This window comes from Enterobacter sp. RHBSTW-00318, assembly GCF_014101375.1.
In the GTDB taxonomy this organism is placed as follows: Bacteria; Pseudomonadota; Gammaproteobacteria; order Enterobacterales; family Enterobacteriaceae; genus Enterobacter; species Enterobacter ludwigii.
The window spans coordinates 3,277,406-3,289,371 of the sequence record NZ_JABXQH010000001.1 but is presented as its reverse complement, the minus strand read 5'-3'; the positions used below and the strand labels follow the sequence as shown (position 1 = coordinate 3,289,371).

The 11,966-nt window shown below is 56.0% G+C and carries 10 protein-coding genes; 6 read left to right on the top strand and 4 right to left on the bottom strand.

Features of this window, described 5'->3' with window-relative positions:
- Positions 1-243: 243 nt before the first annotated feature.
- From feoA to feoC, 3 genes are read left to right on the top strand one after another with little or no spacing between them, the layout of a single operon-like run.
- Positions 244-471 (top strand): ferrous iron transporter A, encoded by a 228-nt coding sequence (feoA, locus tag HV157_RS16195; protein WP_020884570.1) that lies wholly within the window; start codon positions 244-246, stop codon positions 469-471.
- Positions 472-501: 30 nt separating this feature from the next.
- Entirely contained in the window at positions 502-2,820 is a 2,319-nt protein-coding gene (gene feoB / locus HV157_RS16190; protein WP_059305705.1) for a Fe(2+) transporter permease subunit FeoB, read from the top strand.
- A gap of 10 nt (positions 2,821-2,830) precedes the next feature.
- The gene (feoC, locus tag HV157_RS16185; protein WP_063215539.1) at positions 2,831-3,070 is read left to right on the top strand and encodes a [Fe-S]-dependent transcriptional repressor FeoC; all 240 of its coding nucleotides are present in this window, start codon (positions 2,831-2,833) and stop codon (positions 3,068-3,070) included.
- A gap of 30 nt (positions 3,071-3,100) precedes the next feature.
- On the opposite strand, the gene HV157_RS16180 is transcribed toward feoC, so the two are convergent.
- On the bottom strand, positions 3,101-3,370 hold the full coding sequence (locus HV157_RS16180; protein WP_020884569.1) for a YdgH/BhsA/McbA-like domain containing protein: 270 nt from the start codon (positions 3,368-3,370) through the stop codon (positions 3,101-3,103).
- Positions 3,371-3,481: 111 nt separating this feature from the next.
- Entirely contained in the window at positions 3,482-4,255 is a 774-nt protein-coding gene (gene bioH, locus HV157_RS16175) for a pimeloyl-ACP methyl ester esterase BioH (protein ID WP_182268718.1), read from the bottom strand.
- Positions 4,256-4,291: 36 nt separating this feature from the next.
- On the opposite strand from bioH, the gene gntX reads away from it, so the two are divergent.
- The 3 genes from gntX (at position 4,292) to gntT (ending at position 7,236) form a co-directional block, all read left to right on the top strand.
- Positions 4,292-4,975, top strand: coding sequence for a DNA utilization protein GntX (gene gntX, locus HV157_RS16170; protein WP_126488485.1), 684 nt, complete (start codon positions 4,292-4,294; stop codon positions 4,973-4,975).
- 61 nt (positions 4,976-5,036) lie between these two features.
- Positions 5,037-5,612 carry a Fe-S biogenesis protein NfuA gene (nfuA, locus tag HV157_RS16165; RefSeq protein ID WP_003861601.1) on the top strand — a complete coding sequence of 192 codons (576 nt, stop codon included), beginning with the start codon at positions 5,037-5,039 and terminating at the stop codon, positions 5,610-5,612.
- A 307-nt stretch (positions 5,613-5,919) separates the two neighbouring features.
- Positions 5,920-7,236, top strand: a complete 1,317-nt coding sequence (gntT, locus tag HV157_RS16160; protein ID WP_014171973.1) for a gluconate transporter — start codon at positions 5,920-5,922, stop codon at positions 7,234-7,236.
- Between the two features lie 52 nt (positions 7,237-7,288).
- Here gntT and malQ read toward each other — a convergent pair whose 3' ends face one another.
- On the bottom strand, positions 7,289-9,370 hold the full coding sequence (malQ, locus tag HV157_RS16155) for a 4-alpha-glucanotransferase (RefSeq protein ID WP_047355675.1): 2,082 nt from the start codon (positions 9,368-9,370) through the stop codon (positions 7,289-7,291).
- A gap of 9 nt (positions 9,371-9,379) precedes the next feature.
- Positions 9,380-11,773: a maltodextrin phosphorylase gene (gene malP, locus HV157_RS16150; RefSeq protein ID WP_182268717.1), complete on the bottom strand. Its 2,394-nt coding sequence runs from the start codon at positions 11,771-11,773 to the stop codon at positions 9,380-9,382.
- Between the last annotated feature and the right edge of the window lie 193 nt (positions 11,774-11,966).

Here is an 11,966-nt window from a genome sequence, read left to right as displayed (position 1 = left end):
CCGAAATTAATTGTAAAATATGAAACCGGTTGTATATCTATATTTCAACCACCAGTGATCACACTATTAACAAATAAGCCTTTCCTCTCCCTGCCGCAGAATCAGTAAATATTGAGCAAGGTCAAACAGGCCGTAAATTAATACCGCAAACAACATTCCGTCACAGTTTTATTATTGCTGATAAAAACTATTCTCATTATCATCCCATAGTAGATATTTTAACCTCTCGTGGAATCAGGCATTATGCAATTCACTCCAGACAGTGCATGGAAAATTACCGGTTTTACCCACGAAATTAGCCCGGCCTATCGACAAAAGCTGCTGTCGCTGGGCATGCTGCCCGGCTCGTCATTTCAGGTCGTGCGCGTCGCCCCGTTAGGTGATCCGGTGCATATCGAAACCCGACGCGTAAATCTGGTATTGCGTAAAAAAGATCTCGCATTAATAGAAGTCGAAGCCTTATCCCGATAACAAGCCAGCGGTTTCAGTGAGTCCAGAAAAATGAAAAAATTAACTATTGGCTTAATTGGCAATCCTAATTCCGGCAAGACAACGCTATTTAACCAGCTCACGGGTGCGCGCCAGCGCGTCGGTAACTGGGCTGGCGTAACGGTTGAACGTAAAGAAGGCCTGTTCTCAACAACAGATCACCAGGTCACGCTGGTTGACCTACCCGGCACGTACTCCTTAACCACGATCTCCTCGCAAACTTCGCTCGATGAGCAGATTGCCTGCCACTATATTCTTAGCGGCGACGCGGATCTGCTCATCAACGTGGTTGATGCCTCAAACCTTGAGCGTAACCTCTACCTGACGCTGCAGCTGCTGGAGCTGGGCATTCCCTGCATCGTGGCGCTCAACATGCTCGACATTGCAGAGAAACAGAAACTGCGTATCGACGTCGATGCCCTCTCCGCACGGCTGGGGTGCCCGGTCGTTCCGCTGGTGTCGACGCGCGCCCGCGGTATTGATGCCCTGAAACTGGCTATCGATCGCCACGCGGGAAATCGTAACGTTGAGCTGGTGCACTACGCCCAGCCACTTCTGCGCGAAGCGGATCTGCTGGCACAAGAGATGGACCAAAGCATGCCCGCGAAACAGCGCCTGTGGCTCGGCCTGCAAATGCTGGAAGGGGATATCTACAGCCGCGCCTATGCTGGTCATGCGGCAGATAAACTGGACGTGGTCCTCGCCCGTCTGAGCGACGAGCTGGATGATCCGGCCCTGCATATCGCTGATGCTCGCTATCAGGCCATCGCCGCGATTTGCGACGTGGTCAGTAACGCCCTGACGGCGGAACCGAGCCGCTTCACCGCGGCCGTGGATAAGGTTGTGCTTAACCGCTTCCTCGGTTTGCCGGTCTTCTTGCTGGTGATGTACCTGATGTTCTTGCTCGCCATTAACATTGGTGGCGCACTCCAGCCGATTTTCGATGCCGGTTCCGTTGCTATCTTTGTTCATGGCATTCAGTGGGTGGGTTACACCCTGCATTTCCCGGAATGGCTGACCATCTTCCTTGCCCAGGGGATTGGCGGTGGTATCAACACCGTACTGCCTCTGGTGCCGCAAATCGGCATGATGTATCTGTTCCTCTCCTTCCTTGAGGATTCCGGTTACATGGCGCGCGCCGCCTTCGTCATGGATCGCCTGATGCAGGCGCTCGGTCTGCCGGGCAAATCCTTCGTGCCGCTGATCGTGGGCTTCGGCTGTAACGTGCCCTCGGTTATGGGTGCCCGTACGCTGGATGCGCCGCGTGAACGTCTGATGACCATTATGATGGCACCGTTTATGTCCTGCGGTGCGCGACTGGCTATCTTCGCGGTCTTTGCCGCGGCCTTCTTTGGGCAGCAGGGAGCGCTGGCGGTCTTCTCGCTGTACGTGCTGGGTATCGTCATGGCCATTCTCACGGGGCTGATGCTGAAACACACCATCATGCGCGGCGAAGCGTCGCCGTTCGTCATGGAACTGCCGGTCTACCACGTCCCCCATCTTAAAAGCCTGGTGATCCAGACCTGGCAGCGCCTGAAAGGCTTCGTCCTGCGTGCCGGTAAAGTGATTGTTATCGTGAGTATTTTCCTGAGCGCGCTGAACAGCTTCACCCTGAGCGGACAGGCTGCGGATAACATCAACGACTCCGCCCTCGCCTCCGTCAGCCGCGTCATAACCCCGGTCTTCAAACCGATTGGCGTCCATGACGATAACTGGCAGGCGACCGTCGGTCTGTTCACCGGTGCGATGGCGAAAGAGGTGGTCGTCGGGACCCTGAATACGCTCTACACCGCGGAGAACATCCAGGAGCAAGCGTTCAATCCGGCAGAGTTTCATCTCGGTAACGAACTGCTGGGCGCCGTCGAAGAGACATGGCAAAGCCTGAAAGACACCTTCAGCCTGAGCGTGCTGGCGAACCCTATCGAGGCCAGTAAAGGTGACGGCGAAATGGCAACGGGTGCCATGGGCGTGATGAGCGAGAAATTTGGCAGCGCCTCTGCGGCCTACAGCTACCTCATCTTTGTTCTGCTCTATATTCCGTGCATCTCCGTCATGGGCGCGATTGCCCGCGAGTCCAGCCGTGGCTGGATGGGCTTCTCCATTCTGTGGGGGCTCAACATCGCGTACTCGCTGGCGACGCTCTTTTATCAGACCGTTAACTTTAGCCAGCACCCGCGTTATAGCCTGGTGTGCATCCTGGCGGTTGTGCTGTTTAACGTGCTCGTTCTCGGCCTGCTACGCCGGGCACGCAGCCGGGTTGATATCAACCTGCTGGCAAACCGCAAAACGGCTGCCACCTGTTGCAACAGCCCGGCGGGCGACTGTCACTAAGGGGTAAGCCATGGCATCGTTGATTCAGGTACGTGACCTGCTGGCGTTACAAGGGCGAATGGAGGCGAAACAGCTGAGCCTCACCCTGCATACGCCGCAGCCGATGATCGATGCCATGCTGGAAAGGCTGGAAGCCATGGGAAAAGCGGTGCGTATTCAGGAAGAGGCGGAGGGCTGCCTGTCCGGCAGTTGTAAAAGCTGCCCGGAAGGAAAAGCCTGCCTCAGAGAGTGGTGGGCACTGCGCACATAAAGCCGGGCATCGCTGCCCGGCATTAACGTATTACTTATAGACGTCCGCCGTTGCGCGCACGTTTTTGGTTTGTTTTTCGGCACTGGTGACGACGTAGTACTTCCCACCCAGCTCATCCGCTTTCTTAGACAGCTCTCTTTTGGCGTCCATCGGCGCGGTCGTGTCAGACGTAGAAATCTCACCAACTTTGGTCAGATTCATCCCGGCAACTTTATCTTTTTCCAGCTCTTGTGCCGCAAAGGCGCCAAATGAAAGTGACCCAATAACCAGAGAAGTGACGATACCTGTAACAAGTTTCATAGCCTGACTCTCCATAGGATTGTTGTTTTGATTATCGTAGGCAGAACAACCGCAACGACATCTGGAGTATGGTTGCGGTGTGAAACTTTTTCCAGGCTGGATAGAAAATAATCAGTCTAAACGTTGACTTAACGCAACGAGCGCTGAACAAAACTCCGCCGGATGAGAGATAAACGGCGCATGCGCGGCTTTATTTATCACCCGAGACTCACTTTGTGGCCAGAGTGAATCCAGCACTGGAACCACTTTACGCGGCACCAGCCCGTCGAGGTAGCCGTAGATACGCAGGTGCGCCATCGCCAGCGCGGCCAGCGGCTCACGCAAATCGACGGTTTTGAGGATCTCAAGCCCCCCGTTAAGCACCTCAACGTCCGGCATCGGCAGGGAAAGCACGGTCTGCTTCAGCGCTCTGGCATCCTGACGCGCGGTGTCGGTTCCCATTGTCTGCAGGGCCAGGAAACGCTCAACGGTCCGCTGGAAGTCTTCGCTCAACTGTTTCTGGAACCCGGCCAGCACATCCGGTTTTATGCCCGGCCAGTCGTCCTTTGCACTGAAGCACGGTGACGAGGCTACCGTGACCAGCGCACGCACGCGCTCGGGATGGGTCAAGGCAATCTGGCTCGCCACCAGCCCGCCCAGGCTCCAGCCCAGCCAGATGGCGTGCTGCGGCGCAGCGTCCAGCACCTGCTGCGCCATCTCCTCAACCGACATTGCCCCAAAGCCGCGACTGCGGCCAAAGCCCGGTAAATCCACCAGATGCAGGGTAAATTGCGAGGCGAGTTCCCCGGTTATGCAATTCCATACTTCGGCATTCAGGCCCCATCCGTGCAGCAGCACAAGATGGCAATTTCCCGTCCCTACGGTCTGCCACCACAGCGTCTTCATCAGTTACTGTTCTCTTTTTTCACATGGAGGTTGCACATGTTAACAGTGCCTGGCTTGTGCTGGCTATGCCGGATGCCGCTTGCCCTCAGCGCATGGGGCGTCTGCTCCGTTTGCACCCGCTCGCTGAAAAGGCAGGAGATGACGTGTCCGCAGTGTGGGCTAAATGCCACCGGCCGGGACGTTCCCTGCGGCCGCTGCCTGAAAAAAGCGCCGCCGTGGTGTGCCCTGGTGGCTGTGGATGATTATGTTGCGCCGTTAAGCGGCCTTATTCATGCGCTGAAGTTTGCCGGCCAGAGTGTGCTGGCGCGTCCCCTCGCCCGCCTGTTACTGCTGGCCGTTTTACAGGCGCGACGCACCCGCGGCCTGCCGAACATCGACATGGTGGTCAACGTGCCTTTATACCGTCGCCGACACTGGCGACGCGGCTACAACCAAAGTGACCTGCTCTGCCGCCCGCTCGCGCGATGGCTCGGTTGCCGGTACGACGCCCGTGCGCTCAAACGCGTCCATAATACGGCTATCCAGCATCAGCTCACGGCCCGGCTTCGCAAAAGGAACCTCAAAAATGCCTTTCGTCTTGAATTCCCGGTCAAAGGCCTCCATATCGCGATTGTGGATGATGTCGTCACCACAGGCAGTACCGTTGCTGAACTTTCCCGACTGCTTTTGCAAAGCGGCGCCGCGTCGGTTCAGGTATGGTGTCTGTGCCGTACCTTGTAGCCCTTCTTCAATGGGCGTATGATTATACCCAGGTAATTTAGTCAACTATTAGGCCAAAGCTATGATCCGTATTTCCGATTCTGCACAAGCGCACTTTGCCAAACTGCTGGCAAATCAGGAAGAAGGGACGCAGATCCGCGTGTTTGTGATCAATCCAGGCACTCCGAATGCAGAATGTGGTGTCTCTTATTGTCCTCCGGACGCAGTGGAAGCGACTGACACTGCCCTTAAATTTGAACAGCTCACGGCTTACGTTGATGAGCTGAGCGCACCGTATCTTGAAGATGCGGAGATCGACTTCGTCACCGATCAGCTGGGTTCTCAGCTGACCCTGAAAGCGCCAAACGCCAAAATGCGTAAAGTGTCTGACGATGCCCCCCTGATGGAGCGCGTCGAGTACCTGCTGCAGTCTCAGATCAACCCACAGCTGGCGGGCCACGGCGGTCGTGTTTCCCTGATGGAAATCACTGAAGACGGCCTGGCGATCCTGCAGTTCGGCGGCGGCTGTAACGGTTGTTCAATGGTTGATGTCACGCTGAAAGAAGGGATCGAGAAGCAGCTGCTGAACGAATTCCCGGAACTGAAAGGTGTGCGCGATCTGACCGAACACCAGCGCGGCGAGCACTCTTACTACTAAGCGCCCGCCTGCTTTTGCCCGGTGGCGCTATGCTTACCGGGCCTGCTTTCCCCTCCCTGCCTTGCCTCCCCATATGTTGACCTGCGTCTCATAATTCAAATTTAGCCCCCCAGGGTGATTCTCAACCACGACATGTTACCCGTATCATTCTCGTGGGCACTAAGCACCTTCATAACAGCCGACTAAACTTAATAGTTTCCAAGGCAACAGTATTAGTACCGTTAACACTCTGTTCCCAGTTGGGACAATCGGAATTTGTCGTTGAAACAATGACGTTACCCATAACAATTCAAAGGCCAGGTAAATCATGCCATTAGTCATCGTTGCTATCGGTGTTGTGTTATTACTGCTCTTGATGATCCGTTTCAAAATGAACGGGTTTATCGCTCTGGTTCTGGTGGCACTTGCAGTCGGTCTGATGCAAGGGATGCCGCTGGTGAAAGTCATCAGCTCCATTAAAGCCGGTGTCGGCGGCACGCTCGGTAGCCTGGCACTGATCATGGGCTTTGGCGCTATGCTCGGCAAAATGCTGGCAGACTGTGGGGGCGCCCAGCGTATTGCCACCACGCTGATTGCCAAATTTGGTAAGAAGAATATCCAGTGGGCGGTTGTGTTAACCGGGTTTACCGTCGGTTTCGCACTGTTCTATGAAGTGGGCTTCGTGCTGATGCTGCCACTGGTGTTCACCATCGCAGCGGCAGCGAACATTCCACTACTGTATGTCGGTGTACCGATGGCCGCCGCGCTGTCCGTTACGCACGGTTTCCTGCCACCACACCCGGGTCCAACCGCGATCGCCACCATCTTCCATGCCGATATGGGTAAAACCCTGCTGTTCGGTACGATTCTGGCAATCCCGACGGTGATCCTGGCCGGCCCGGTTTATGCCCGCTTCCTGAAAGGGATTGATAAGCCTATCCCGGAAGGTCTGTACAGCGCGAAAACCTTCACGGAAGAAGAGATGCCTGGTTTTGGCGTCAGCGTCTGGACCTCTCTGGTACCGGTCATCCTGATGGCGATGCGTGCCGTGGCGGAAATGATCCTGCCAAAAGGCCACCCGTTCCTGTCCGTTGCCGAATTCCTGGGCGACCCGGTGATGGCGACGCTGATTGCGGTGCTGATTGCGATGTTCACCTTCGGCCTGAACCGTGGTCGTTCAATGGATCAGATTAACGACACCCTGACCTCTTCCATCAAAATCATTGCCATGATGCTGCTGATTATCGGTGGTGGCGGTGCGTTCAAGCAGGTGCTGGTCGACAGCGGCGTGGATAAATACATCGCGGCCATGATGCATGAAACCAATGTGTCACCGCTGCTGATGGCGTGGTCTATCGCTGCGGTGCTGCGTATCGCGCTCGGCTCTGCAACCGTTGCAGCAATCACCGCCGGTGGTATCGTTGCACCGCTGATTGCGACGACGGGCGTGAGCCCTGAGCTGATGGTTATCGCGGTAGGTTCCGGTAGCGTGATTTTCTCTCACGTGAACGATCCGGGCTTCTGGCTGTTCAAGGAATATTTCAACCTGACTATCGGTGAAACCATCAAGTCCTGGTCTGCACTGGAAACCATTATTTCGGTGTGTGGTCTGGTCGGGGTTCTGCTGTTGAACATGGTTATCTGATATCAAAAAGCCGGGTAGCTTGCGCTTACCCGGCTTTCTTCACTCTGTGAGACTACCGCGTTTTACCCACCGCTTTTCTGCGCTTATCCAAATCCTTAATCAGCCTGTTCACCCCGTCATCGGCAAACATCTTCTCAAGCGTGATGGACAATTTGCGACGCCAGTTCTTGTACTGATAGCTGGTGCCCGGAATGTTTACCGGCTCCGCCATATCAATCCAGTCTTCCGGCTGCAGACCCAGCAGGGCACTGTTGCTGTCGGCAATATAGCGCTGCAATCCGCGGTTGAGCGTAGGCGTCATCGACATCAGTGATGCCTTATGCCCGGCGCGTTTCGGCAGGCAGCCATGCTTGTGTAACGCATCAAGCAACCCTTGCTTCGCCAGCTCGCGATCCTGATACAGCCCACGTAAGACCTCTTCATCCGGATACAGACCCAGCGTTTTACCGAGTGTCAGATCGCCGCTTTCCCAATAGCCACGAAGCGTAGGAAGGTCATGCGTCGTCGCGACTGCCATTGACTGTTCAGGGTACGCTTTCGGCGCGCGGAAGGTTTTCTCATGGTCGTTTTCAAAATAGAGCACTTTATAGGAGTAAACACCGCTGTCGCGGAGCTTACTGACAATCTCAACCGGCACGGTACCGAGATCTTCGCCGATCACCATGCACTGATGACGTTTACTCTCCAGCGCCAGGATCGAGAGCAGATCGTCAACCGGATACTGTACATACGCGCCGTGGTCAGCCGTTTCACCATAAGGGATCCACCACAGACGCAGGACGGACATCACGTGGTCAATTCGCAGCGCGCCGCAGTTTTGCATGTTGGCGCGCAGCAGGTCGATAAACGGCTCGTAAGCCCGCGCGGCCATGACGTGCGGATCCATCGGCGGCAAACCCCAGTTCTGGCCGAGCGGGCCAAGAATATCCGGCGGTGCGCCCACGGAAGCCTTCAGGCAATAAAGCTCGCGGTCACACCAGGTTTCCGCCCCGCCTTCCGCCACGCCAACGGCCAGATCGCGGTACAGGCCGATCGGCATTTTATAGCCCTGGCTCACCTGCCAGCAGGCGGCAAACTGGCTGTAAGCCAGCCACTGCAGCCAGAGGAAGAAATCCACCTCGTCAGCATATTTTTTGCAGAACGCCTGCACTTCGGGCGTATCGACAGATTGATACGCTTCCGGCCATACCGGCCAGCCCCAGCGCATTTCGTCCTCTTTTACCTGATAAGCATGCAATGCATCGAACGCCGCCTGCCAGTAAAGGCTCTCGCCTTCCTGAGCTACAAACTGGCGGAAAGCCGACATCTGCTCGTCATCACGCTGCGAAAAACCTTTCCACGCCAGACGTAACGCGGCCATTTTTAGTGCGGTGACGGTGGCATAGTCTACCCAGTCCGTCTCGCGCGCCTGCTTCAGCGCCTGCTGAGTGGTCGTGAGGTTCCACCACGCCTGCGCCTCTTTGCTGCTTTTGAAATCGTCTAAGGCATTCACGTCAATGTAAATCACGTTCAGCCAGCGACGGGATGACGGGCTGTACGGACTGGCACTTTCCGGGTTCGCCGGATAGAGCGCATGAATGGGGTTGAGGCCGATAAACGCACCGCCGCGCTCGCCCACATCCGCCAGCATCTTTTTCAGGTCGCCAAAATCGCCGATACCCCAGTTGCTGTCAGAGCGCAGCGTGTAGAGCTGCACGCAGGCCCCCCACAGCTTTTTACCCTCGAGCAACGCCTGCGGCTCATAGCAGCGTTTTGGCGCAACAATCACCCGACAATGAAAACGCTGGTCGTCCTGCGTGAGGGTTAACGTGTGATAGCCCTCCGGCAGTTTTGCCGGAAGATTAAGCGCTTTGCCACCGGTGGCGTGGCCTTTGTGCTGTTGCCCCTCTTCGGTCGTGAGCAGCCAGCTAAATTCGCCGCGCCCGTTTACCGTTAGCGGCATCTTTTTACCGGCGGTAAACACCTTCACGTTCGGCACCGGAGCAACCGACGCTTTCGCGTCGGCCTTGTGCATGGCATCCAGCAAACGTCTTTTGGTGTCGGCGCCAATAGACTGTGGTTTGCCGTGAGCATTAATGTAACTGAGGCTGATCCCCGCCGCCTGCGCGGCACTGTCCAGACGTTTACTCTCCATCGCGCTTCCTTAGCGTTTTGCCTGCCAGATACGAGCCTGATAATCACGGATTGAGCGGTCAGAACTGAACATCCCGCAGCGGGCGGTGTTCAGAATGCACGCCCGGGTCCACGCTTCCTGGTCGCGATACAGCACGTCGACCTGTTTTTGCGCGTCCACATAGGCCGTAAAATCCGCCATGACCAGATACGGGTCACCGCCGTGTTTGTCCATGCTGTGCAGCATCTGGTCAAAGGCGTGTTTATCGCCATCGCTGTACTTACCGCTTTCCAGCTCTTTCAGAACCGCATCAAGAACTTTGTCTTTCTTACGCCATTTCACCGGGTCGTAACCTTTGGCTTTGAGGGCTTTCACTTCTTCGACGGTATAGCCGAAGATAAAGATGTTCTCTTCCCCCACCTTTTCGGCGATCTCGACGTTCGCGCCGTCGAGCGTACCGACGGTCAGCGCACCGTTCAGCGCCAGCTTCATGTTGCCGGTACCGGAAGCTTCTTTCCCTGCCGTGGAGATCTGCTCGGAGATATCCGCCGCCGGGATCAGCATCTCAGCTGCAGAGACGCAGTAATCCGGCAGGAACACCACCTTCAGCTTGTCACCCACTTTCGGATCGTTATTGATGGCCGCGGCCACTTTATTAATGGCGAGGATAATGTTTTTCGCCAGGTAGTAGCCCGGTGCGGCTTTCGCCCCAAACAGGAACACGCGCGGTACGCGGTCAGCCTGCGGGTTCTCGCGGATCTCTTTATACAGCGCCAGAATGTGCAGCAGGTTCAGGTGCTGGCGTTTGTACTCATGCAGACGTTTGATCTGAATATCGAAAATGGCGTTCGGGTTGATCTCAATGCCGGTACGCGCTTTGACAAAATGCGCCAGACGCACTTTGTTTTCGAGCTTAATGGCGCGGTACTGCTCGCGGAATGCCGCGTCGTCGGCATACTTTTCCAGATTGATAAGCTGGTCCAGATCGTTGGCCCACTCTTTCTTCAGGGTTTTGTCCAGCAAGCCGGCCAGCAGCGGGTTGCACTGCTTAATCCAGCGACGCGGCGTGATGCCGTTGGTCACGTTATGGAATTTGGTCGGCCACAGCTGGTGGTATTCCGGGAACAGGTCTTTCACCACCAGATCCGAGTGCAGCGCCGCCACACCGTTCACCGCAAAACCGCTTACCACGCACATGTTCGCCATGCGCACCTGTTTGTCATGTACCACAGCCAGCTTCGCCCACACCGCTTTGTCGCCCGGCCAGGTTTTATCCACTTGCTTTTTAAACGCGTCGTTAATCTTGTTGATGATCTGCATATGACGCGGCAGCAGGGCTTTCACCAGCTTCTCATCCCAGCACTCCAGCGCTTCAGGCATCAGGGTGTGGTTGGTGTAGGCAAACGTACGGCTGGTGATCGCCCACGCGTCATCCCAGCTCAGCTGGTGCTCGTCAATCAGCACGCGCAGCAGTTCAGGAATCGCAATTGTCGGGTGCGTATCGTTAAGCTGGATCACTTCGAAGTCCGGCAGCTGCGCCAGCTTGCGGCCCGCCAGGTGATGACGACGCAGAATATCCGCAATGGAACAGGCACACTGGAAGTACTGCTGCATCAGACGCAGTTTCTTGCCCGCCAGATGGTTGTCGTTCGGGTAAAGGACTTTGGTCAGTTTCTCGGCGTCGATCCCCTGCTGCTCGGCACGCAGGAAATCGCCGTCGTTGAATTTGGTCAGGTTGAAGGGATGAGCATGCTTTGCCTGCCACAGACGCAGCGGTTGCGCCACGCCGTTACGGTAGCCCAGCACCGGCAGATCCCAGGCTTCGCCGGTCAGAGCAAACGCAGGCTCCCACAGCCCCTGCTTCGTGACTTTACCACCAATGCCCACCTGCACATCAAGCTGTGCATTGTGGCGGAACCAGGGGTAAGTATTGCGGTGCCAGTCATCCGGCGCTTCCATCTGATGACCATCAGCAAACGACTGACGGAACAGGCCGTACTGGTAGTTCAGACCGTAGCCAATGGCCGACTGACCCACGGTGGCCATCGAGTCAAGGAAACAGGCCGCCAGACGTCCCAGACCACCGTTACCCAGCGCCGGGTCAATCTCTTCTTCCAGCAGGTCGGTCAGGTTAATGTCATGCTCTTTCAGCACATCACCCACCTCCTGATACCAGCCGAGGTTCAACAGGTTGTTACCTGTCAGACGGCCAATCAGGAACTCCATTGAGATGTAGTTAACGTGGCGCTGGTCTTTCGCCGGTTTTGCCAACGGTTGAGCATCCAGCTGCTCCGCGAGCGCACCGCTCACTGCCTGCCACCACTGGTGAGGCGTCATCTCGTTTGCAGCGTGAAGGCCAAAACGCTGCCACTGACGCGTCAGGGCAGCCTGGAATTGAGCTTTGTTAAAGGTAGGCTGTGACATAGGGAATTGGCATCCTGTAGAGAGAAAACACATGTTGGCGCTAGTGTGCCAGGCTCATTTCGCCTCTTCCTCATCCCGCAGGGGATTAGGCAGGGAGGAGTAGCGGGGATGAGCATAAAAGTGTGATCAAGGCCACTCTGAGAGCATAGTGTGAGTGTGCCAGGAAGAAAAAAAGATAACCGGGGAGAATGTC

What these genes read in the sequence shown, in the direction of transcription:
- feoA (WP_020884570.1), top strand. Translation starts at nt 244, where the DNA reads ATGCAATTCACTCCAGACAGTGCATGGAAAATTACCGGTTTTACCCAC.
- feoB (WP_059305705.1), top strand. Translation starts at nt 502, where the DNA reads ATGAAAAAATTAACTATTGGCTTAATTGGCAATCCTAATTCCGGCAAG.
- feoC (WP_063215539.1), top strand. Translation starts at nt 2,831, where the DNA reads ATGGCATCGTTGATTCAGGTACGTGACCTGCTGGCGTTACAAGGGCGA.
- HV157_RS16180 (WP_020884569.1), bottom strand. Translation starts at nt 3,370, where the DNA reads ATGAAACTTGTTACAGGTATCGTCACTTCTCTGGTTATTGGGTCACTT.
- bioH (WP_182268718.1), bottom strand. Translation starts at nt 4,255, where the DNA reads ATGAAGACGCTGTGGTGGCAGACCGTAGGGACGGGAAATTGCCATCTT.
- gntX (WP_126488485.1), top strand. Translation starts at nt 4,292, where the DNA reads ATGTTAACAGTGCCTGGCTTGTGCTGGCTATGCCGGATGCCGCTTGCC.
- nfuA (WP_003861601.1), top strand. Translation starts at nt 5,037, where the DNA reads ATGATCCGTATTTCCGATTCTGCACAAGCGCACTTTGCCAAACTGCTG.
- gntT (WP_014171973.1), top strand. Translation starts at nt 5,920, where the DNA reads ATGCCATTAGTCATCGTTGCTATCGGTGTTGTGTTATTACTGCTCTTG.
- malQ (WP_047355675.1), bottom strand. Translation starts at nt 9,370, where the DNA reads ATGGAGAGTAAACGTCTGGACAGTGCCGCGCAGGCGGCGGGGATCAGC.
- malP (WP_182268717.1), bottom strand. Translation starts at nt 11,773, where the DNA reads ATGTCACAGCCTACCTTTAACAAAGCTCAATTCCAGGCTGCCCTGACG.